Here is a 20957-nt window from a genome sequence, read left to right as displayed (position 1 = left end):
TAATGAATTATTCGGGACAACATGTTTTGGTGCTGGGACTGGGAGAATCCGGTCTGGCGATGGCATTGTGGCTGGCGCGCTGCGGCGCGACCTTGCGCGTTGCCGATACCCGCAATGCACCGGATCGTTTGTCTCAACTGAAATTGGCTGTGCCGGATGTTGAGTTTGTTAGTGTTAGTGATGGCGTATTCAATGCGCAGTTATTGGACGGTATTACTTTCGTCGCTGTCAGCCCAGGCTTGTCGCCGTTACGTGAGTTGAAAGAGATTATTTCTGCAGCAGCGGCTGCTGAGATTCCAGTGTGGAGTGAAATAGAATTATTTGCGCAGGCATTGACTGCGTTACGTCAGCCGGTCGAAACGACACAAACAGAAGCGGTACAAACAGAAGCCGCAGGAACAGGCGCGACAGAAACAGAAGCTGCGGAAACCGAATCGACAAAAGTCGAAGCGGCAGCGACATATACACCAAAAATAATTGCCATCACTGGTACAAACGGCAAAACCACGGTGACCAGTCTGACTGGCTTGCTATGCCAACGCGCCGGTTTGACGACCAAGGTAGCGGGCAACATTAGCCCTACAGCGCTGGATGTATTGCGTACCTGCCTGGATGAAAACACTTTGCCGCAAGTGTGGGTATTGGAATTATCCAGTTTCCAACTACACACTACAGTCAGTCTGCAGGCTGATACCGCCACAATTTTGAATATCACTCAAGATCATTTGGATTGGCATGGTGAAATGGCCGATTACGTTGCTGACAAAGGGCGTATTTTCGGCAAAGACACCATTCGCATATTGAATCGTGATGACGCTACCGTGATGACGTTCAGCAATGCGAATAGCATTACTTTCGGCATCGATGCGCCGGAAGATGCCGACTGCTTTGGACTATACAACGAAAATGGCATGCAGTGGCTGGCGGTAGCAGAAGCGATTGAATCCGAAGACGGTGAAAAGAAGCGCAAGAAAAAAAATCAGATTGAAGAAGTTTTACCGGTTGTCATAAAACGTTTGATGCCAGCCGACGCATTGAAGATACGTGGTCAACATAACGCTACCAATGCCTTGGCTGCATTGGCATTGTGTCGCGCGATAGATCTCCCGTTTGCGGCGTTACTGCATGGTTTGCGTGACTATCAAGGTGAAGCACATCGGGTTGAATTGATTACGACTATTGCTGGTGTCGAATATTACGATGACAGCAAAGGGACTAATGTTGGTGCGACAGTAGCGGCACTCAACGGTTTGGGGCGTGGCCCTGACGGTACAGCCAGTGCTAACCGCCTGGTGTTGATTGCTGGCGGTGATGGCAAAGGGCAGGACTTCACGCCACTAGCAGAGCCGTTGGCGCATTATGGTCGTGCTTTGATTTTGATCGGGCGTGATGCCGATGCGATTCGTCATGCTGTCAGCAATGAATTATCGGCCGCAAATATTGAGATTGTGGCTTGCGATACGTTGGAAGCGGCGGTACAACGCGCAGCAGAATATGCGCATGCTGGTGATGCAGTGTTGCTGTCGCCAGCGTGCGCCAGTCTCGACATGTTTCGTAATTATGCGCATCGCGCCGAAGTTTTTGTTGATGCCGTACGCGAATTGGCGTTAGCACGCGGGGAGATCAGTTGATGAAATTCCCATCGCTTTCCTTTCCACGTTTGGCCGGAAATGCCAAAAAAGCCAGTAGCACAAGCACTGGCTCAAGTGCGCGTACTAGTTCAGCCAATGGAATTACTCCCGGTGTTCAGCGTTCCAGAATGATGGAATACGATCAACCGTTGGTGTGGGTGGTGGTGTTACTGATGTTGTTCGGTTTGGTGATGGTGTATTCGGCATCGATTGCTTTGCCTGATTCACCAAAATATTCGAATTACAGCAGCTCGAATTTTGTGATCAAGCAGGCGATTTTTATTTGCGTTTCGATTGTCGCCGGCATGTTTACTTTCCGTATCCCGTTGTCGACCTGGCAGCGTTGGGCGCCTTATTTGTTTGTAGGTACGCTGATATTGTTAGTAATGGTGCTGGTGCCCGGTTTGGGCAAGGGCGTCAATGGTTCCAAGCGCTGGTTGTCGTTCAAAGTGTTCAATTTGCAGCCATCCGAATTGATGAAGCTGTTCATCGTATTGTACGCAGCCAATTACACGGTGCGCAAACAAGAAGTGATGCACAAGCTGACCAAGGGCTTTTTGCCGATGACGGTGGCGGTAGGTTTCGTTGGTTTATTGCTGATGCTTGAACCGGACTTGGGCGCACTCGGCGTGATTGCTTGCATCGCGATGGGAATTCTGTTTTTGGGCGGTATCAATGGCGTTTGGTTTGGCGGCATTACGGCGTTGCTGGCGGCCATATTTTCAGGTGTGATCTGGTTATCGCCGTGGCGTCGGGAGCGAATTTTCGCGTACCTGAATCCTTGGGGTGAAGAAAATGCCTTGGGTAAATCGTATCAATTAACCCATTCCCTGATTGCATTTGGACGCGGTGAAATATTTGGTGTTGGTCTGGGTGCCAGCGTAGAAAAACTGCATTATTTACCAGAAGCGCATACCGACTTTCTGTTGGCCGTGATCGGCGAAGAACTTGGATTCGCGGGTGTGCTGGTAGTGGTCATGATGTTCTATTGGATCGTCAAACGGGCATTTGAAATTGGTCGGCAAGCGATTGCAATGGATCAAATTTTTGCTGGTTTGGTCGCTAAAGGTATTGGTATCTGGATCGGTGTGCAGACCTTCATCAATATGGGGGTGAATTTGGGGTTGCTGCCGACCAAAGGATTGACCTTGCCGTTGATGAGCTATGGCGGTTCTGGTGTATTGATTAATTGTATTGGATTGGCGATTTTGCTGAGAATAGATTACGAAAATCGCGTATTGATGCGTGGGGGGCGGCAATGAGCAATGCGCTGACGACTCCTCCTAAAAAATTACTGATTATGGCAGCCGGAACCGGCGGTCATATTTTTCCGGGACTGGCAATTGCAGAAACCATGCGTGAGCGCGGTTGGCAAGTTAGTTGGTTGGGGACTTCGCATGGAATGGAAGGCACATTGGTGCCGCCGCATGACATCGAGATGGATAAGATCACGTTTTCCGGTTTGCGTGGCAAAGGTTGGCAACATACTGTGCGCGGCGTTTGGCGTTTGCTTGCGAGCTTCCCAGCCTGTTTCAAGATTATCGGAAAACGCCAGCCAGATGTGGTGCTGGGTATGGGCGGCTATGTCACGGTGCCGGGCGGTGTGATGGCGCGTTTGCGTGGCGTGCCGCTGGCGCTGGTGAATGCCGACGCTGCCTTGCTGTTGTCGAATAAATCTTTGGTACCACTGGCGCGAAAAGTGTTATTTGGTTTTCCTGCAGAGTTCGGTAAAGCCGCGGATAAAGCGCAAGTGACCGGCAATCCGGTGCGACAGGAAATTTTGGATTTGCCAGCTCCCCCGCAACGATACAGCGGCCGCATCGGCCCTCTGCGTTTGTTAGTTGTGGGCGGCAGTCTTGGTGCGAAAGCCTTGAATGAGTGTTTGCCAGCAGCGTTGGCGCTGATTCCACCTGAATTGCGTCCCAGCGTGACGCATCAATCGGGCAAGCAGCATATTGAGGCTTTGCAAAGCGCTTATAAAACTGCCGGAGTGGCGGCAGAAGTGGTGGCATTTATTGACGATATGCCGCGCCGTTATGCAGATGCAGATTTAGTGATTTGTCGTGCAGGTGCAATTACGTTATCGGAATTGACGGCAGCTGGCGTTGCCAGTGTGTTGGTGCCGTTGATGGTCTCGACCACCTCGCATCAACGTGAAAATGCGCGTTGGATGGCATCGAAACAAGCGGCAATCCATTTGCCGCAAACAGAGTTAAGTAAAGAGCGTTTGTCTGGCATGTTGATGCGAATGACGCGTCAGGATTGCGTAGCGATGGCACAAGCCGCCTACGACAATGGTCGCCGTGATGCAAATGCCAGTATTGCGCAAGTCTTAGAAGAATTGGCAGGTAAATAGAATGAAACATAAAGTTAAGAACATACATTTTGTCGGCATCGGCGGTAGTGGGATGAGCGGCATTGCAGAGGTGTTGCTCAACCTCGGTTATACCATTTCTGGTTCTGATCTCGGCAGCAATGCTGCGACACGTCGGTTGACCAAGCTCGGTATCAAAGTGCTGAAAGGTCATGCGGCAGAAAATATAGAAAACGCCAATGCGATCGTGACGTCGACCGCAGTACAAGCCGATAACCCGGAAGTGGTTGCTGCGCGAGATAAGAAAATTCCTATCGTGCCGCGCGCGATGATGTTGGCAGAATTGATGCGTCTTAAGCAGGGTATCGCGATTGCCGGTACGCACGGCAAAACCACGACTACAAGTTTAGTCGCCAGCGTGTTGGCCGAAGGCGGTTTGGATCCGACTTTTGTGATCGGTGGCCGCCTGACCAGCGCAGGAGCTAACGCCAAGCTGGGTTCTGGTGATTTCATCGTGGCAGAAGCCGACGAATCCGATGCGTCATTTTTAAATTTGTCACCGGTGATCGAAGTCATCACCAATATTGATGCTGATCATATGGATACCTATGATCATGATTTCAATAAATTGAAACATGCATTCGTTGAATTCACCAATCGTTTGCCTTTCTATGGCACCGCAGTGCTGTGTATAGATGACGCCAATGTACGTGAAATCATGCCGCAGATTTCCAAGCCGATTACCACTTACGGTTTTCATGAAGAAGCGCAAGTGCGGGCGATCGATGCCAAAGCGGTGGATGGTTATATGCAGTTCACTGTCATACAAGATGAATTCGAGCCGATGGCAATCAGTCTGAATCAACCAGGTATGCATAACGTGCAAAACGCATGCGCCGCAATTGCGATTGCGCGTGAATTGGGCGTTGCTGATGAAGCTATTCAGAAAGCGTTGACTGAATTTAATGGCGTTGGCCGTCGCTTTACCCGTTATGGCGAGATTCCATTGCCGGCAGCAGAAGGTGCTCCTAACGGCACAGCGGGTACTTATGCGCTGGTCGATGATTATGGCCATCATCCGGTCGAAACGGCGGCAACCATATCGGCCGCACGTGGCGCTTATCCCGGACGACGATTGGTGCTGGCATTTCAGCCGCATCGCTATACGCGTACTCGCGATTTGTTTGAAGACTTCGTCAAAGTTTTATCGACTGTTGATGTCTTGGTGTTGGCGGAGGTATATGCCGCTGGCGAATCTCCCATTGTAGCTGCAGATGGACGCGCATTGGCGCACGCATTACGAGTGGCCGGTATGGCCGAATTAGTATTTGTTGAAAATATCACTGACATGCCCGCGACGATAGCGAACATTGTGCGTGACGGTGATGTCGTAATGACGATGGGTGCAGGCTCGATCAGTGCGGTACCAGCGCAGTTGGCAAATCAGACGTTGCCGGATTAATCGGTGATTGGGTTGAAATATTACGGGCAGAAATGCCTAAAAAAAGCAGGATAAAGAAGATATGAGCAGTCAATTTGGAAAAGTCGGCGTGTTGTTCGGTGGACGCTCGGCCGAGCGTGAAGTGTCTAAGATGTCAGGCAACGGCGTAGTCCAGGCTTTGCAACATCGTGGCATTGACGCGCACTTATTTGACACAGGCGAACGTAGCTTGGCAGAGCTGGCTGCGGAAAAATTTGATCGCGTGTTTATCGCGTTGCACGGTCGTTACGGTGAAGACGGCACCATGCAAGGTGCATTGGAACAAATGCATATTCCGTACACCGGCCCCGGCGTGATGGCATCGGCGATTGCCATGGATAAGGTGATGAGCAAGCGGGTTTGGCAAAGTGCTGGCTTGCCGACACCGCGTTTTGTCGTATTGAATGCGGCGGAAGCAAGCAGTGAGCAATTGCACCAATTGCCGGATGCGTTGGGCTTGCCATTGATGTTAAAGGCACCGCATGAAGGTTCGACTATTGGTATTAGCAAAGTCGTTAGTGTCGATGCTATACAGAGCGGTTTTGACTTATGCGCAAAATACGATGAAACGGTTCTGGCAGAAGAGTTCATCAGTGGCCGTGAGTTAACTGTTCCAGTGCTGGGGCGTGGGAGCAAAGCGTATGCATTGCCTATAGTTGAAATTCGTGCCCCGGAAGGTAATTACGACTATCAAAACAAATATTTTACTGACGACACTCAATATTTGTGCCCGGCGCCATTGGATGATGCCTTGACCCAAAAGATACAGGCGCTGGCGGTGCAGGCGTATAACGCTTTGGATTGCAGAGGATGGGCACGGGTTGATTTTATGTTGCGGACTGTAGATAACGAACCGCTTTTGTTGGAGATCAATACTTCGCCAGGTATGACAGGCCATTCGTTGGTGCCAATGTCGGCAAAAGCGACGGGAATTAGTTACGAAGAAATATGCAACACCATTTTGGAATCGGCGACATTGGATTTGCACCCGACTAAAAATTGGACGTCAGTTTAATTCGGCCTGGAACGAATTTTTACTTTTAAGCGAAAAAGCACGCCAGTAAGCAAACAAGTAAATCAGACTAGTTCTGAAAGTAAGAAGTGAAGACGAGAATATGTGGCAAGACATCAAAATGTTGAACGCAATCGCAAACACGCTGATCGGCTTGGCTATGCTTGTTTTGTTGGCGGCTGGAATCTGGTGGATCGCGCAGTTGCCGATGTTTACGTTAAAAGAAATTCGGGTGCAGGGCGAAGGGCAGAATGAAGTTCGACGGGTTAATCCATTAACGATACGCGCCAGTGCACTGCCAAGGATTAAAGGTAATTTTTTTACGACAAATCTGGATACGGTCCGTACCGCATTTGAATCGGTTCCGTGGGTACGCAAGGCATCAGTGCAGCGTGAGTGGCCGAATCAGCTAGTGGTCAATATTGAAGAATATCAACCGCTGGGTACCTGGGATGATGACGGGCATTTGATATCGACCAAAGGCGACATTTTTATCGCCAATATGGATGAGGCTGAAGAAGATGGAAAATTACCGGTATTTTCCGGGCCGGCAGGTAGTGAAAAAGATGTAGTAGCGCGTTTAGCAGATTTTAAGAATTGGTTTGGACCATTGAAATTAACGCCTACAGAAGTGAATTTGTCCAGCCGTTATGCATGGAGTGTCAAACTCGACAATGGCATGGAAGTGCAATTGGGCCGCGAGAAAAACAGTATGACTTTGCACGATCGCGCAAATCGTTTAGTAGAGATTTATCCGCAGTTGTTGGAGCGTTTGCAAGACCGGATTGAAAGCATCGATATGCGTTATGCAAATGGCTTGGCGTTAAAGGCGAGTGGTTTGGCAATTGATTCGGTCTCCGCTTTAAAGAAGAAAACGAAATAATTCTAGCTAAATTGATACGGCTAAATACGGACAGCTAAATACAGCAGCACAATAAATAAGTGAATCCTATGACTAAAGATGCGAAAAATTTGATTGTTGGTCTCGATATCGGGACTTCCAAAGTGGTGGCTGTCGTAGCGGAGGTGCTGCCCGATGGTCGTCATGAAGTGATCGGTCTGGGCCAGCATGAATCCAAGGGGTTGAAGAAGGGCGTGGTGGTCAATATTGAGGCCACAGTTGAATCGATACAGCGCGCTTTGGAAGAAGCGGAATTGATGGCTGACTGCAAAATTCATAATGTGTATACCGGCATCGCAGGCAGCCATATTCGCAGCTTCAATTCTAGCGGCATGGTGGCGATTAAAGATAAAGAAGTTACCGCCGCCGATGTGTCACGCGTGATAGAAACCGCCAAGGCGGTCAACATCCCGACTGATCAGCAATTGTTGCATACCGTGCCGCAGGAATTTATTGTCGACAGCCAGGAAGATGTGCGCGAGCCGATCGGAATGAGCGGAATACGCTTGGAAGTGAAAGTACACATCGTTACCGGCGCCGTGTCAGCAGTACAAAACATTGTGAAGTGTATTCGTCGCTGTGGTTTGGAAGTGTCCGATTTGATCTTGCAACCGATGGCATCGGCGGATGCGGTGTTGACCACAGACGAAAAAGAATTAGGTGTGGTGTTGGTAGATATCGGTGGCGGCACTACCGACGTTGCCGTATTTACCGAAGGAGCGATTCGACATACCGCAGTGATTCCTATTGCTGGCGATCAGATCACCAATGACATTGCAATGGCATTGCGTACGCCGACAGCGGAAGCGGAAGAAATCAAACTGCGTTACGGCGTTGCCAAGCAAATTTTGACAGACCCAAGTGAGTCATTGGAAGTGCCAGGCTTGGGCGAGCGTAATGCGCGAACCTTGTCGCGTCAGGCCTTGGCTGCGGTGATTGAGCCGCGCGTGGAAGAGTTGTTCGCTCTGGTGCACCAAGTGGTACGCGAGTCCGGTTACGAAGAAGTGTTGTCAAGCGGGATCGTGTTGACGGGTGGTTCTTCATTAATGCCGGGAATGATGGAACTGGCAGAAGATATTTTCCTCAAACCGACACGTATCGGCATACCGCATTACAGCGGTCAGTTGGCTGACGTGGTGCGTAGCCCTCGCTATTCGACTGTATTGGGTTTGTTGCTGGAAGCGAAAAAACAATATCAACGCGGTTATATCGTGACGCGCCAGGAAGGTTCGGCAAAGGCGATTTTTCAACGCATGAAAGAATGGATTTTAGGAAATTTTTAAATGTCGTTTAGATTTATTTATGTTGAGCAGTTGCTGTTGCAGTAGGTAGCGCAGTGGGTACTTAGATGTTGAATTTGGTTTTCAGTTTTTTATTTTAGATTTTTATTTCGGCTTTTTATTTATGTAATACCAGTACTCAGTTGCTAGGCCTCACGCCCTATGAATAAGTGTGATGCCTATCGACTGGATACTGAACTTTATAAGGAAATATCATGGAAATCGATATGCTAGATAGTGCGACGCTGGGTACCGTGATTAAAGTTGTTGGCGTCGGTGGCGCTGGCGGCAATGCGGTTCAGCATATGATTAACAAAGGTGTATCAGGCGTGGAATTCATTGTCGCCAACACTGATGCGCAAGCGTTGTTGCAATCGAAGGCGCACAACGTCATCCAAATTGGCGAAACCGGTTTAGGTGCCGGGATGAAACCGGAAGTGGGTCGTCAATTGGCGGAAGAATCGCGTGCGCGAATTGAAGATGCATTACGTGGCGCGCACATGGTGTTTATCGCTGCTGGTATGGGCGGTGGCACTGGTACTGGCGCTGCGCCTATCATTGCGCAGATTGCCAAAGAGCTGGGCGCATTGACCGTGGCAGTGGTTTCCAAACCATTTTCGTATGAAGGTCAGCGTTGCATGGATGTCGCTGATGAAGGTTTGGAAGCGTTATCGCAAAACGTTGATTCGCTGATCATCATTCTCAATGAAAAATTGGAAGAGATTTACGAAGACGACAGCATGATGGAATGGTTGGGTCATGCCGATGACGTTCTCAACAACGCGGTGGCCGGGATTGCGGAAATCATCAATGTGCCAGGCCATATCAACGTTGACTTTAACGACGTCAAAACCATTATGGGCGAGCAAGGTAAAGCCATGATGGGAACGGCGACTGCGCACGGAGTAGATCGCGCTCGTTTGGCAGCGGAACAAGCGGTGGCTTCGCCATTGTTGGATGGGATTGATTTGTCTGGCGCGCGTGGCGTGTTGGTCAACGTCACTGCCAGCCGCAGCTTGAAGGGTAAAGAGATCAAAGAAGTGATGGCAACTGTTCGTGCTTTTGCCGCACCAGACGCGTCGATCGCCCAAGGTATTGCTTACGATGAAACCATGGGCGATGACATCCGCGTTACCGTGGTTGCCACTGGTTTGGGTCGTGCGCGTAAATCAGTGCAACTGGTACAGCCGCAAATGCTGCGTACCGGAACGCATAACGAACCGATGATGCAACATGGTCATGCCACCCATAGTATGGGACACGGCAGTTCGTCATTTGAAGGCATGAAAGCGCCAGCGGTATGGCGTCGTGAATCGGCTTCGGATACGGTGCGTGCATTGGAAAAAAATGGTATGGAGACTTACGACATTCCAGCCTTTTTACGTAAGCAAGCTGATTAAGCAACTGCGCAGCGCCAACTTGAACCTGTGATGCTCACCGTACCTCGGTACGGTGAGCATCACAGGTTCAAGTTGGCGATGCTCGCTACGCTTAATAAGAGGTTTTAAAGTGACTAACCGAATGCGCTCTTGCTTCTGCAAGGATTTGTAGAACAAGGCATACTTCGGTTTCCACGCCGCGCCAACTGGTTGTTGGTGCGGCGTTTTCTTTTGTAAGTGCGTCATCACGCCTAGCCAAAGTGGTTGTGGGGCTGCGCTTGCGACCAAACATTATTCAGAAATAAAAGGACAATCATCATGACAATCAAAATCGGCGATACGCTACCAGACGGTCAATTGGCTGAATTCATCGAAACAGAAACAGAAGGTTGCTCACTCGGCCCTAATACTTTTAATGTGAGCGATTTAGTCAAAGGTAAGAAGATTGCTTTGTTCGCTTTGCCGGGTGCGTTTACGCCGACCTGTTCAGCGCAACATGTACCTGGTTATGTTCAACATGCCGCAGAGTTCAAAGCTAAAGGCGTTGATGAAATCTGGTGTGTATCAGTCAATGATGCATTCGTGATGGGCGCTTGGGCGCGCGATCAAAAAGCCGTTGGCGTAGTACGTTTTCTGGCTGATGGCAATGCTGCTTTTGTTAAAGCGCTGGGTCTGGATGCTGATTTCAGCAAGTTTGGCATGGGCACACGTTCACAGCGTTTTTCTGCGCTAATTGACAACGGTGTTGTCAAACAATTGAATGTAGAAGAAGGTGGTTCGTTTAAAGTGTCGAATGCAGAAACTCTGCTGGCGCAACTTGCATAAGTTTTAATAAAACTGGTTCTGATAAAAACGACGCTGCGTGCGTCGTTTTTGTTTCCGACCTACATCGCGCTACACATAGTTACAGAAGATTTCCCCAGTAACATTTATAATGTCCAGATGTTAAAACAACGCACCATTAAAAAAATTGTCAAAACGGTAGGCATCGGAATTCACTCCGGGACCAAAATCGAGCTGACGTTACGCCCGGCAGCGGTCGATACCGGCATCGTTTTTCGCCGAATTGATCTCGACCCTGTGATTGATTTTCCTGCGATCGCGACGGGTGTGGGCGATACACGCATGGCCTCAGTTTTAGCCAAGGATGGCTATAGAGTATCGACGGTGGAGCATTTGTTGTCGGCTTGTGCCGGCTTGGGTATTGACAACCTCTTTATTGATGTCACAGCCGAAGAAATTCCAATTATGGACGGTTCGGCTTCCTCGTTTGTCTTTTTGTTGCAGCAAGCCGGTCTGGAAGAGCAAAATGCCGCCAAGAAGTTTATCCGCGTCAAAAAAACAGTTGAGGTGCGTGAAGGACAGGGCAGCAAAGAGAAGTGGGCGCGTCTGGAGCCATGCAACGGTTTTAAACTTAAATTTTTTATTGAGTTCAATCATCCTGCTGTGGATGGTACTGGTCAAACGGCAGAAGTCGATTTCAGTATTGATTCATATGTGAAAGAAATTGCGCGAGCACGCACTTTCGGTTTTATGCAAGAAGTTGAAACTTTGCGTGGAATGGGATTGGCGCGCGGCGGGTCGTTGGAAAATGCGATTGTGATGGATGAGTATCGGATTTTAAACAGCGATGGACTCCGTTACGAAAATGAATTTGTTCGCCATAAAATTCTGGATGCCATTGGCGATTTATACTTGATTGGCCACCCTTTATTGGCCAGTTATACCGCACATAAATCCGGGCATGCGATGAATAACCAGTTGTTGCTGGCATTGCTGGCGCAACCGGATGCGTATGAAGTTGTAAGCTTTGATGACCTGGCTACCGCTCCCGGTGCTTATCAGCGTCAGGTTAGCCAGGAGTGGGCGCTTAACTAGTCTCAACTATTTTGCTTGAACTCACTTAGTGCTTCAGAATGAAAAGACATGTGAAATTATGCATGTCTTTTTTTATGCCTGATCAAAAATCGGGCTTGTCTGAAATCCCGATTTTTGGGGAACCAATGATGGAGCGACTTGCCATAAGTTCCTATCAGTTTGGGTTGTCTGCCACTAGGCCGTATGGCGATGCATTCTATGTTGCGCTTCTATGTCGTTTGACCATTGAGGTGAGCGCTGTTATTAACGCATCGTTGTGCACGGTCGGCTCAAGGGAGTTTGCCAACGATGCGAAAGCTGAAAGCGCTTGTGGCGTCAGGTGAGCTTGTTTGGGAGGCAGAGGCTTTGGTGTCAAATTATGCAAACTTGTACCAACTTGCACTTTGATACGGATTGCATTAACCTGCCAGTTGCCCAAAAGTAAGTAATTTTGCAATTTAGGCAATTGCTGTTTTAATTTGGTGGCCAGTGCCGCATTCGGAGCAGACAGTACCAATTGTCCTGCTTCGAAGTTCAAGACTTCGCAAGTTTCAAACATGCTTGGTAATCCGGCAAGACATTGTTTTTGTAACGCGGCCATGCGCGTCAACGCTGGTAGCATTGCACCAATTTTGTCGCTACCACGTAAAAAAGTTGCTGCATCCCGCGGCGGTAAATTTGATGGCTTGAAGCTGCCTTTCTGGCCGCTGGCTTGCACAAAAGAAGAAGGAAATGTGAGTTTGCGCATGATCATGGAACAATATCATACAGAAGCAACAGCCAATAGAGTAGGGCTAACGCAGAACTGCCTCGGCTGCACTCAATCGTCTAGCCGTAGCTCGGTATTGCATTCATCAATAAGCTCAGATGCCATAATTTCTCGTCAAATCAATAACTTAAGACTGTGGCAATGCAAGTAATTTTACTGCATCCGCGCTTTACGCGCGCCAAATCCATTACGCTAGGACGGCGGCATCTGCTGCTGTTAATCGCAGCTTTTCTTCTTGCTGTGTTGTTGGTCAGTAGCTTATTGTATTTTGTAACATTTCAATATGCAGCAAGTGTACCGATTCCGTTTATCCAGAATCGATTCAATGCCAATAGCCCTGATAGCGCGCCGAATAAAGAAAAATACTTAAAAGAAAATTTATCTGCCATGGCGATTAAACTCGGCCAAATGCAGGCGCAACTGATGCGCCTGGATGCCTTGGGTGAACGGGTGCAAGGTTTGGCTGGTATTAAACCGGAAGAATTTAACTTTAAAGAGTTGCCAGGACGCGGTGGCGCCGAACCAAGCAATCTGAAAGAGCGCCAGCCACATGATTTAAGCATGACCGACTTTCAGCAGGCTTTGGCTGCATTGTCGCGTGACATTGGTTATCGCGCCGATTATATGAATGTGGTGGAAACCACATTGATGAGCGACAAGATTAAATCTAAATTATTGCCGACCAATCAACCGGTGGCATCGAATTACAACTCATCCAGTTTCGGCTGGCGGGTTGACCCATTTACTGGTCGCAGCGCCTTTCATGAAGGTTTAGACTTTCCCATCTTGACGGGTACACCCGTTGTGGCTGCCGCCGCTGGCGTGGTGATTGCTGCCGAGTATCGTCCCGACTACGGCAACATGGTCGATATCGATCATGGTAACGACATCATGACGCGTTACGCGCATAATTCAAAGTTGTTGGTCAAGGTCGGTGATATTGTGAAGCGCGGGCAAGAGATATCCGAGTCCGGTAGTACGGGGCGCTCGACCGGGCCGCATTTGCATTTTGAAGTTCGTATCAAAGGCATAGCACAAGACCCGCGAAAATTCCTGGCTGCGGGACAGGATCAGGCGAAGTTGGCTGCGTTGGTGACAAAGTAACCGCGCTGATGCAAAATCGCCCAGGAGGTTTAGCGCCTGTTTGCCTCAGCCTTGTAATGTTTTAGTCGTTGTACCTGTTCAGACGAATTTGCTTCAGTTTTTAATAGTAGGTTTTAAAGCAACAAAAGAGAGATAAATTTTAGTGCAACCATTGTTTCCCGATACATAAGCCCAATCTGCTGCTGGTCGCATGATAAAATCCTCCGATTATTTTAGCCACAGTCCGTGTTGATTTTGTTTTTCTAGCTAATTTCTACATAATTTCTAGTTAATCAATAACTTCCGGCACTCTTTTTAGAATCCAAGCATGTCATTACTGACCCAGATTTTCGGTAGCCGCAATCAGCGCCTGCTCAAGCAATACCAAAAAACGGTACGCCAAATTAACGCCATGGAACCCGCAATGGAAGCATTGTCGGACGCGGAGTTGCAGGCGAAAACGCCGGAGTTCAAGCAACGCATCGAGAAAGGTGAAAAACTTGACGATTTGTTGCCGGAAGCGTTTGCTGTTTGTCGTGAAGCGGGTAAACGGGTGCTTAAAATGCGCCATTTCGACGTGCAATTGATTGGCGGTATGGTGCTGCATTACGGCAAAATTGCTGAAATGGGCACTGGTGAAGGTAAAACGCTGATGGCAACGTTGCCGACCTACCTCAACGCCTTATCTGGTAAGGGCGTACACGTCATCACGGTCAACGACTATCTGGCACAGCGCGATGCGCAATGGATGGGACGTTTGTACAGTTGGCTTGGACTTTCCACAGGTGTGAATATCTCGGCGGTGGAACACGATGCCAAGCAAGTCGCTTACGCTGCTGATATTACTTACGGTACCAACAACGAATTTGGTTTTGATTATCTGCGCGATAACATGGTGTATGAGAGCAAAGATCGGGTGCAACGCGCGCTCAACTTCGCTATCGTCGATGAAGTCGACTCGATTCTGATCGATGAAGCGCGTACGCCGTTGATCATTTCGGGCCAGGCAGAAAATCATACTGATCTTTATCACAAGATCAATGAAGTACCACCGTTACTGACATTGCAAATCGGTGAAGAAACGCCAGACGGTAAAGGTTTGGTTGAAGTACCGGGCGACTACACCAAAGATGAAAAAGCACATCAGGTCTTGTTAACGGAAGCCGGTCACGAAAAAGCGGAGGAAATTTTGACGCACATGGGCTTGTTAGCACCAGGTGCATCGTTATATGACGCCGCCAATATCAGTTTGATTCATCATTTGTACGCTGCCTTACGTGCACATACGCTGTATCACAAAGATCAGCATTATGTCGTGCTGGACAATGAAATTGTCATCGTTGACGAATTTACTGGCCGTATGATGCAAGGGCGACGTTGGTCTGATGGCTTGCATCAAGCTGTCGAAGCCAAAGAAAAAGTCAAAATCCAAAACGAAAACCAGACACTGGCTTCGATCACATTCCAGAACTATTTCCGTATGTACGGCAAGCTGGCTGGTATGACGGGAACCGCCGATACTGAAGCGTACGAATTCCAGGAAATCTACAATCTGGAAACCGTAGTGATTCCACAAAATCGCCCAAATCAGCGGATCGACCGACAGGATCAGGTTTATAAAACCAATATGGAAAAGTACAACGCAATGCTGAAAGATATTCAGGATTGCTACGAGCGCGGGCAACCGGTGCTGGTTGGTACGACTTCGATTGAAAACTCGGAATTATTGTCTGGCATTCTGGGCGCTGCCAAGTTGCCGCACAATGTGCTGAACGCCAAGCAACATGCGCGTGAAGCGGAAATTATTGCGCAAGCAGGCCGTCCGAAAGCTATCACCATTGCCACCAACATGGCTGGTCGCGGTACCGATATCGTGTTGGGCGGAAACGTTGAAAAGCAAATTCAGTTCATCGAGGCCGATGAAAAATTGAGCGACGCGGAAAAGCAAGCGCAATCGCAAAAACTGGTGGACGAGTGGGAATCGCTGCATAACCACGTTACCGGTGCTGGTGGTTTGCATATTATTGGTACAGAACGCCACGAATCGCGTCGCGTCGATAATCAATTGCGTGGTCGCGCTGCACGTCAAGGTGATCCTGGATCATCGCGTTTTTACCTGTCGTTAGATGATGCCTTGCTGCGCATTTTTGCTGGCGATCGCGTACGCGCCATCATGGATAGATTGAAAATGCCGGAAGGCGAACCGATCGAGGCGGGCATCGTGTCTCGTTCGATTGAGTCAGCCCAACGCAAAGTCGAAGCGCGTAACTTTGATATTCGTAAGCAATTGCTGGAATATGATGATGTCGCCAACGATCAGCGTAAGGTCATTTATCAGCAGCGAAATGAATTGCTGGAATCGGGCGATGTTTCTGAAATGATAGATTCGTTGCGCCATGCCGTGCTGGAAGATACATTCCGTACTTACGTCCCAGAGGGATCGATTGATGAGCAATGGGATGTGCCAGGATTGGAAGTTGCGCTGAACAATGAGGTGCAGCTGGATATACCGCTGGTGAAGATGCTGGAAGACGAGCCTAACTTGTCTGATGAAGACTTGCTCGAGCGCATCATCGCAACTGCAGATGGCGAATATCACGCCAAAACTGAAGTGGTTGGCAAAGCCTCTTTTGCTGGCTTCGAACGAAATGTCATGCTGCAGAGCGTTGATAGTCATTGGCGCGAACATTTGGCAGCGCTGGATCATTTGCGTCAGGGTATTCATTTGCGCGGTTACGCACAGAAAAATCCTAAACAAGAATATAAGCGCGAAGCGTTTGAATTATTTAGTCAGATGCTCGAATTGATTAAGAATGAAGTGGTACGCGTAATCATGACCGTTCGTGTCGAAAATCGTGACGAAATCGCCGCTGTCGAACAGGAAATGTCGCAATCGCATGTTGAAAATGTACATTATCAACATGCGGAATTTGATCCAAATGCGGCTCCGGAAGAGTTGTTGGCACCGACTGCGCATCCTGATGATCATAAAACTTCAGCGCAGAGTGAAGTGCCAAAAGTTGGTCGCAATGATCCTTGTCCTTGTGGTAGCGGTAAAAAGTACAAGCAGTGTCACGGTCAGTTGGCATAAAAATATCGCAACGCGGTAGCAGATAGTCAGTAGCAAATTTAAGGGCGACGCAGAAATATTTTTTTGTGTCGCCCTTAGTCGTCAGTTCAGTCAAATTGACGGGCATATATCGCACTTTTTCCGCCTGACTGCGTTGTTCGTCGTCGCCATAGCCAGTTATGACTCATCCTCTCGTCTTGTCAGACGAAAAAATCCATCGATTTATTTCCCCCCAATTTGACTGAACTGACGACTTGTTTTTCGATCCGTTTTAAAATAGCAAATTCGCTTAAGTAATACCAAATAATTGTTTTGAAAAATATAGCCGTCATCCTCGCGAACGCGAGGATCCACATTGCGCAACATGGATTCCCGTGTTCGCGGGAATGACGATGGTAATTTCAAGGTGATTGTTTGATCATACTTAAACCAGTTACTCCAACACCTCTGTAAAGGACAATTCATGGCCGTCAATTCCCCTATCCCCGTCGCCGCTGATTTAAAACCGGTCGCCGGCATCGAACTTGGCCATGCAGAAGCTGGTGTGCGTAAAGCAAATCGCAAGGATTTGCTCGTGATGAAATTGGCATCGACGGCGACAGTTGCAGGTGTATTTACGTTAAACCGCTTTTGTGCGGCTCCAGTACAAGTTAGCAAAGCGCACTTGGAGGCGGCACGGATTTCCGATGAGTCTGCAGGTGCTATCCGCGCACTGGTGATTAATACCGGCAATGCTAATGCGGGCACTGGCGATGCGGGATTGGCTGCTGCGAATGCAACTTGTGAGGCATTGGCTGAGTTGATGGGCTGTGACGCCGCACAGATTTTGCCGTTTTCGACTGGCGTGATTCTAGAACCATTGCCGGTTGATCGCATAACTGCAGGATTGCCGCAAGCGCTAAAAAATCTGCAAGCCGACAATTGGTTTAATGCTGCGGAAGCCATCATGACTACTGATACGCAGCCGAAAGCGGCATCGCGTGTAGTGACGATAGCCGGAAAAACCGTCACGCTTTCCGGTATCAGCAAAGGCGCTGGCATGATCAAGCCAAATATGGCGACCATGTTGGGCTTTCTTGCTTTTGATGCCAAAGTTGCGCAGCCGGTGCTAGAGCATATGGTTAAACAAACAGCCGATAAATCATTTAATTGCATCACGATCGATGGTGATACGTCGACCAATGACTCCTTCATGTTGATTGCCACTGGTGCCGGCACGTTGGAAGTGAACAGCATAGACACACCGGAATATGCTGAGTTGGCTGCCGCCGTCACCGCTTTGTCGCAGCATTTGGCGCAAGCGATTATTCGCGATGGTGAAGGTGCAACCAAGTTCATCACCGTCACGGTGGAAGATGGGAAAGACGTGGAAGAGTGCCGTAAGATCGCTTATTCGATTGGCCATTCGCCATTAGTAAAAACTGCATTTTTTGCTTCTGACCCTAACCTGGGTCGAATTTTGGCGGCAATTGGTTATGCGGGCGTCAATGATCTTGATGTCAGCAAATTGGATTTGTATCTTGACGATGTGTTAGTCGCCAAAAGCGGCGGTCGCAATCCTGCGTATCAAGAAGCAGACGGTCAGCGCGTGATGAAGCAAAGTGAAATTACAGTGCGAGTTAAGCTAGGTCGTGGCAACGCCGCGGCAACTATCTGGACTTGTGATTTGTCGCATGAGTACGTGACGATTAATGCAGATTATCGTTCGTAATAATTTGCGCAGCCATTCGTCATCGCCGTTTTCGCGGGGATGACGACGTAAAAAAGAATTATGATGACCCAACTAGACCAATTCCTCATCCGTGCCGAAGCCATGCTGGCACGCCTCGAATCGATTTTGCCGAACGCGAATGCTGCGCCAGACTGGCAAGCCGCGACAGCTTTTCGCTGGCGTCGGCGCCATCATGGCAGTAACCAAAATGGGTACCTGCAAGCCGTTGGTCACATGTCGGATATCGCCTTATCTGACTTACATAATATCGAGCCGCAGAAAAACCAGATTAACCAAAATACGCAGCAATTTGTCGCAGGAAAACCGGCCAACAATGTTTTGTTGACGGGCGCGCGCGGCACGGGGAAATCATCCTTAATTAAAGCTTGTCTGAATCAATACGCGGCACAAGGTTTGCGCTTGATTGAAGTGGATAAAGATGATTTGGCCGATTTGCCTGATATTGTTGATTTGGTCGCTGGTCGTCCTGAGCGCTTCATCATCTTCTGCGATGACTTATCGTTTGAAGAGGGTGAGGGCGGCTATAAGGCGCTGAAAGTGGCGCTTGATGGCAGTATCGCTGCGCAATCCGATAATGTGCTGATTTATGCCACCTCGAATCGTCGTCATTTGCTGCCGGAAAAAGTATCCGATAACACTTCGTACAGAACCTCTGAAGATGGCGATCTGCATCCGGGGGAAACAGTGGAAGAAAAAATCTCCCTGTCTGAGCGCTTTGGTTTATGGGTATCGTTCTATCCATTCAAGCAAGACGATTATCTGGATATCGTCGGTCACTGGTTAACCCATTTTGGATGTGACGCCGAACAAATAACCGCAGCACAAGGCGATGCTTTGCGTTGGGCTTTGCAGCGCGGTTCGCGTTCTGGTCGGGTTGCCTGGCAGTTTGCTAAAGATCACGCCGGCCGGATGGCAAAATAATGACTCAAGCCTCACCGAATCATGCTGCCATTGATGTCGCCGTTGGTATTTTGATGCAGCCTAATGGCGATGTCTTGCTGGGCCAGCGGCCAACAGGCAAACCGTATGCTGGCTATTGGGAGTTCCCGGGAGGAAAAGTCGAGCTGGGTGAATCCATTTTCGATGCGCTCAAGCGCGAATTTGTGGAAGAGCTAGGGATAGAAATTCTCTCAGCAGAACCATGGTGCGGCGTCCAGCACCAATATCCTCACGCGAATGTGCGCCTGCATTTTTTCATCAGTCGTGAATGGCACGGTGAGCCGCAAAGTTTAGAAGGGCAGGCTTTCGCGTGGCAGGGCAGTGTGCGTGTGGAGCCGTTGCTGGAAGCGACGATTCCGCTTATAGCGTGGTTGGATCAGTTGCGAGATGAGCTTAGGTTTACAAGCAATTAATCACTGCGGCAGCTTACTATCGTCATCAATATCATCCGGCGGATTCACTGCCGGAATCGTATATTTCTCTTCGGCCCAGGCACCCAGATCAATTTGTTTGCAGCGTTCAGAACAAAATGGACGGAATTTATTTTTTTCCGTCCATTCAACTTTAGTGCCGCAAGTCGGGCAATCAACAATAGCCATAAAAACAATTCAAAATAAGATTTAAAAATTACAAAGCGTCAGTTCAAACGGAACTTCGCCTTCAAATGCTTTTGGCTTCAGATCACCACCTTGCGATGTGAAGCGTATCCAAAGCATGTATTTATTCGCAGATATTTCGGGGATCGCCGCCAACGTTTCGTCCAATACCAAACGCAGCATCTGATAGGATTTGCCTTGTAACATTTGCTGATAGCTGCCATTTTTCGCCTCCATGTGCGCCGGATTACCCGTTTCACGTAAGAGCCGTAACACGATGCCAATGGCATCAAATAATGGTGCCAATGGTGTGAACCAGCCAATGATATCGTCGTAACGTTGTTGCGCTGTATGGTGCTGCCAGGCGTAATAAGATGGCAAGTCGAATTCACAAGCGCCACCCGGGATAATGGTGCGGCCACGTATGCTCATCAACCATTCATTTTCGCGGATATGCTGGCCAGTTTTCCCTACCATGGCGCGCAAAGCGACCATGGTTTGATCTATTTCTTGCAGCACTGAGTCGAGCATGTCTGACTGGACGTTGGGATTGGATTTGAAACCCAGCAAAGTCTGGCGCTGACGCTCCAGTTCTTGCAGCAGATCAGTCTTTAAATCGGCACGACCAGCCACTTCCAACATTTCGAAGATGGTAGAAAGTGCAATGTGGTGTTCCCAAGGACTTTCTTGTTGCACAAAAAAGGTAAATTTTTCGTGCAAATCTTCTAATCGTAGCAAGGTACGAATGCGTTCGTTGAAAGGGTATTCGTAGACGATCAAAGTGGCATCCCTTAAGTGAACCAGATAAGTAGGCCTTACGCAAAACTGCTACAGCGGCGCTGTGCCTACTTGCCGTACTAGTGTACTGTCTGCGTCCGGCACGTCCGACTGGAACAATTTTGCGTAAGTCCTAG

At 48.8% G+C, this 20957-nt stretch carries 18 protein-coding genes; 15 read left to right on the top strand and 3 right to left on the bottom strand.

Going from position 1 to position 20957, the window contains the following annotated elements:
- Positions 1–2: 2 nt before the first annotated feature.
- From murD to lpxC, 10 genes are all read left to right on the top strand, one after another.
- A complete protein-coding gene (gene murD, locus GEV47_RS16485; protein WP_153235871.1) occupies positions 3–1631 on the top strand; it encodes a UDP-N-acetylmuramoyl-L-alanine--D-glutamate ligase in 1629 nt (542 codons plus the stop codon).
- The gene (ftsW, locus tag GEV47_RS16480; RefSeq protein WP_153235870.1) at positions 1631–2893 is read left to right on the top strand and encodes a putative lipid II flippase FtsW; all 1263 of its coding nucleotides are present in this window, start codon (positions 1631–1633) and stop codon (positions 2891–2893) included. Before murD ends, ftsW begins: the two co-directional genes overlap by 1 nt.
- Positions 2890–3987 carry an undecaprenyldiphospho-muramoylpentapeptide beta-N-acetylglucosaminyltransferase gene (gene murG / locus GEV47_RS16475; protein WP_153235869.1) on the top strand — a complete coding sequence of 366 codons (1098 nt, stop codon included), beginning with the start codon at positions 2890–2892 and terminating at the stop codon, positions 3985–3987. Before ftsW ends, murG begins: the two co-directional genes overlap by 4 nt.
- Before the next feature lies 1 nt (position 3988).
- Positions 3989–5407, top strand: coding sequence for a UDP-N-acetylmuramate--L-alanine ligase (gene murC / locus GEV47_RS16470; protein WP_153235868.1), 1419 nt, complete (start codon positions 3989–3991; stop codon positions 5405–5407).
- Between the two features lie 61 nt (positions 5408–5468).
- Positions 5469–6440 carry a D-alanine--D-alanine ligase gene (locus GEV47_RS16465; RefSeq protein WP_153235867.1) on the top strand — a complete coding sequence of 324 codons (972 nt, stop codon included), beginning with the start codon at positions 5469–5471 and terminating at the stop codon, positions 6438–6440.
- Between the two features lie 100 nt (positions 6441–6540).
- Entirely contained in the window at positions 6541–7320 is a 780-nt protein-coding gene (locus tag GEV47_RS16460) for a cell division protein FtsQ/DivIB (RefSeq protein ID WP_153235866.1), read from the top strand.
- Positions 7321–7388: 68 nt separating this feature from the next.
- On the top strand, positions 7389–8621 hold the full coding sequence (gene ftsA / locus GEV47_RS16455; protein WP_153235865.1) for a cell division protein FtsA: 1233 nt from the start codon (positions 7389–7391) through the stop codon (positions 8619–8621).
- A gap of 212 nt (positions 8622–8833) precedes the next feature.
- Complete coding sequence (gene ftsZ / locus GEV47_RS16450) at positions 8834–10018, top strand: cell division protein FtsZ (protein WP_153235864.1); 1185 nt, start codon at positions 8834–8836, stop codon at positions 10016–10018.
- A gap of 297 nt (positions 10019–10315) precedes the next feature.
- Entirely contained in the window at positions 10316–10822 is a 507-nt protein-coding gene (locus GEV47_RS16445; protein WP_153235863.1) for a peroxiredoxin, read from the top strand.
- A gap of 117 nt (positions 10823–10939) precedes the next feature.
- The gene (gene lpxC / locus GEV47_RS16440; protein ID WP_153235862.1) at positions 10940–11875 is read left to right on the top strand and encodes a UDP-3-O-acyl-N-acetylglucosamine deacetylase; all 936 of its coding nucleotides are present in this window, start codon (positions 10940–10942) and stop codon (positions 11873–11875) included.
- A 196-nt stretch (positions 11876–12071) separates the two neighbouring features.
- Here lpxC and GEV47_RS16435 read toward each other — a convergent pair whose 3' ends face one another.
- Positions 12072–12602: a DUF721 domain-containing protein gene (locus GEV47_RS16435; RefSeq protein WP_153235861.1), complete on the bottom strand. Its 531-nt coding sequence runs from the start codon at positions 12600–12602 to the stop codon at positions 12072–12074.
- Between the two features lie 162 nt (positions 12603–12764).
- Between GEV47_RS16435 and GEV47_RS16430 the strand changes: the two genes are divergently transcribed.
- The 5 genes from GEV47_RS16430 to GEV47_RS16410 all read left to right on the top strand — a co-directional run bounded on the left by GEV47_RS16430 (position 12765) and on the right by GEV47_RS16410 (position 19860).
- Positions 12765–13727 carry a M23 family metallopeptidase gene (locus tag GEV47_RS16430; protein WP_153235860.1) on the top strand — a complete coding sequence of 321 codons (963 nt, stop codon included), beginning with the start codon at positions 12765–12767 and terminating at the stop codon, positions 13725–13727.
- Between the two features lie 307 nt (positions 13728–14034).
- The gene (secA, locus tag GEV47_RS16425) at positions 14035–16797 is read left to right on the top strand and encodes a preprotein translocase subunit SecA (protein WP_153235859.1); all 2763 of its coding nucleotides are present in this window, start codon (positions 14035–14037) and stop codon (positions 16795–16797) included.
- 442 nt (positions 16798–17239) lie between these two features.
- Complete coding sequence (gene argJ, locus GEV47_RS16420; RefSeq protein WP_153235858.1) at positions 17240–18487, top strand: bifunctional glutamate N-acetyltransferase/amino-acid acetyltransferase ArgJ; 1248 nt, start codon at positions 17240–17242, stop codon at positions 18485–18487.
- Positions 18488–18550: 63 nt separating this feature from the next.
- Positions 18551–19429, top strand: coding sequence for an ATP-binding protein (locus GEV47_RS16415; protein ID WP_153235934.1), 879 nt, complete (start codon positions 18551–18553; stop codon positions 19427–19429).
- The gene (locus GEV47_RS16410; RefSeq protein ID WP_153235857.1) at positions 19429–19860 is read left to right on the top strand and encodes an NUDIX domain-containing protein; all 432 of its coding nucleotides are present in this window, start codon (positions 19429–19431) and stop codon (positions 19858–19860) included. Before GEV47_RS16415 ends, GEV47_RS16410 begins: the two co-directional genes overlap by 1 nt.
- Here GEV47_RS16410 and yacG read toward each other — a convergent pair whose 3' ends face one another.
- Complete coding sequence (gene yacG / locus GEV47_RS16405; RefSeq protein ID WP_153235856.1) at positions 19861–20046, bottom strand: DNA gyrase inhibitor YacG; 186 nt, start codon at positions 20044–20046, stop codon at positions 19861–19863.
- 21 nt (positions 20047–20067) lie between these two features.
- On the bottom strand, positions 20068–20823 hold the full coding sequence (zapD, locus tag GEV47_RS16400) for a cell division protein ZapD (protein WP_153235855.1): 756 nt from the start codon (positions 20821–20823) through the stop codon (positions 20068–20070).
- Positions 20824–20957 lie beyond the last annotated feature (134 nt).

It is taken from the genome of Glaciimonas soli (assembly GCF_009497155.1).
In the GTDB taxonomy this organism is placed as follows: Bacteria; Pseudomonadota; Gammaproteobacteria; order Burkholderiales; family Burkholderiaceae_D; genus Glaciimonas; species Glaciimonas soli.
The sequence above is the reverse complement of the archived record's forward strand: the minus strand, read 5'-3'. Positions and strand labels throughout refer to the sequence as shown.

Bases quoted from the DNA above. Each gene is read 5' to 3' on its own strand.
- secA (WP_153235859.1), top strand. From the start codon at position 14,035: ATGTCATTACTGACCCAGATTTTCGGTAGCCGCAATCAGCGCCTGCTC.
- ftsZ (WP_153235864.1), top strand. From the start codon at position 8,834: ATGGAAATCGATATGCTAGATAGTGCGACGCTGGGTACCGTGATTAAA.
- murC (WP_153235868.1), top strand. From the start codon at position 3,989: ATGAAACATAAAGTTAAGAACATACATTTTGTCGGCATCGGCGGTAGT.
- lpxC (WP_153235862.1), top strand. From the start codon at position 10,940: ATGTTAAAACAACGCACCATTAAAAAAATTGTCAAAACGGTAGGCATC.
- GEV47_RS16430 (WP_153235860.1), top strand. From the start codon at position 12,765: ATGCAAGTAATTTTACTGCATCCGCGCTTTACGCGCGCCAAATCCATT.
- yacG (WP_153235856.1), bottom strand. From the start codon at position 20,046: ATGGCTATTGTTGATTGCCCGACTTGCGGCACTAAAGTTGAATGGACG.
- murG (WP_153235869.1), top strand. From the start codon at position 2,890: ATGAGCAATGCGCTGACGACTCCTCCTAAAAAATTACTGATTATGGCA.
- GEV47_RS16435 (WP_153235861.1), bottom strand. From the start codon at position 12,602: ATGCGCAAACTCACATTTCCTTCTTCTTTTGTGCAAGCCAGCGGCCAG.
- ftsW (WP_153235870.1), top strand. From the start codon at position 1,631: ATGAAATTCCCATCGCTTTCCTTTCCACGTTTGGCCGGAAATGCCAAA.
- GEV47_RS16445 (WP_153235863.1), top strand. From the start codon at position 10,316: ATGACAATCAAAATCGGCGATACGCTACCAGACGGTCAATTGGCTGAA.
- GEV47_RS16460 (WP_153235866.1), top strand. From the start codon at position 6,541: ATGTGGCAAGACATCAAAATGTTGAACGCAATCGCAAACACGCTGATC.
- murD (WP_153235871.1), top strand. From the start codon at position 3: ATGAATTATTCGGGACAACATGTTTTGGTGCTGGGACTGGGAGAATCC.
- argJ (WP_153235858.1), top strand. From the start codon at position 17,240: ATGGCCGTCAATTCCCCTATCCCCGTCGCCGCTGATTTAAAACCGGTC.
- GEV47_RS16465 (WP_153235867.1), top strand. From the start codon at position 5,469: ATGAGCAGTCAATTTGGAAAAGTCGGCGTGTTGTTCGGTGGACGCTCG.
- ftsA (WP_153235865.1), top strand. From the start codon at position 7,389: ATGACTAAAGATGCGAAAAATTTGATTGTTGGTCTCGATATCGGGACT.
- GEV47_RS16415 (WP_153235934.1), top strand. From the start codon at position 18,551: ATGACCCAACTAGACCAATTCCTCATCCGTGCCGAAGCCATGCTGGCA.
- GEV47_RS16410 (WP_153235857.1), top strand. From the start codon at position 19,429: ATGACTCAAGCCTCACCGAATCATGCTGCCATTGATGTCGCCGTTGGT.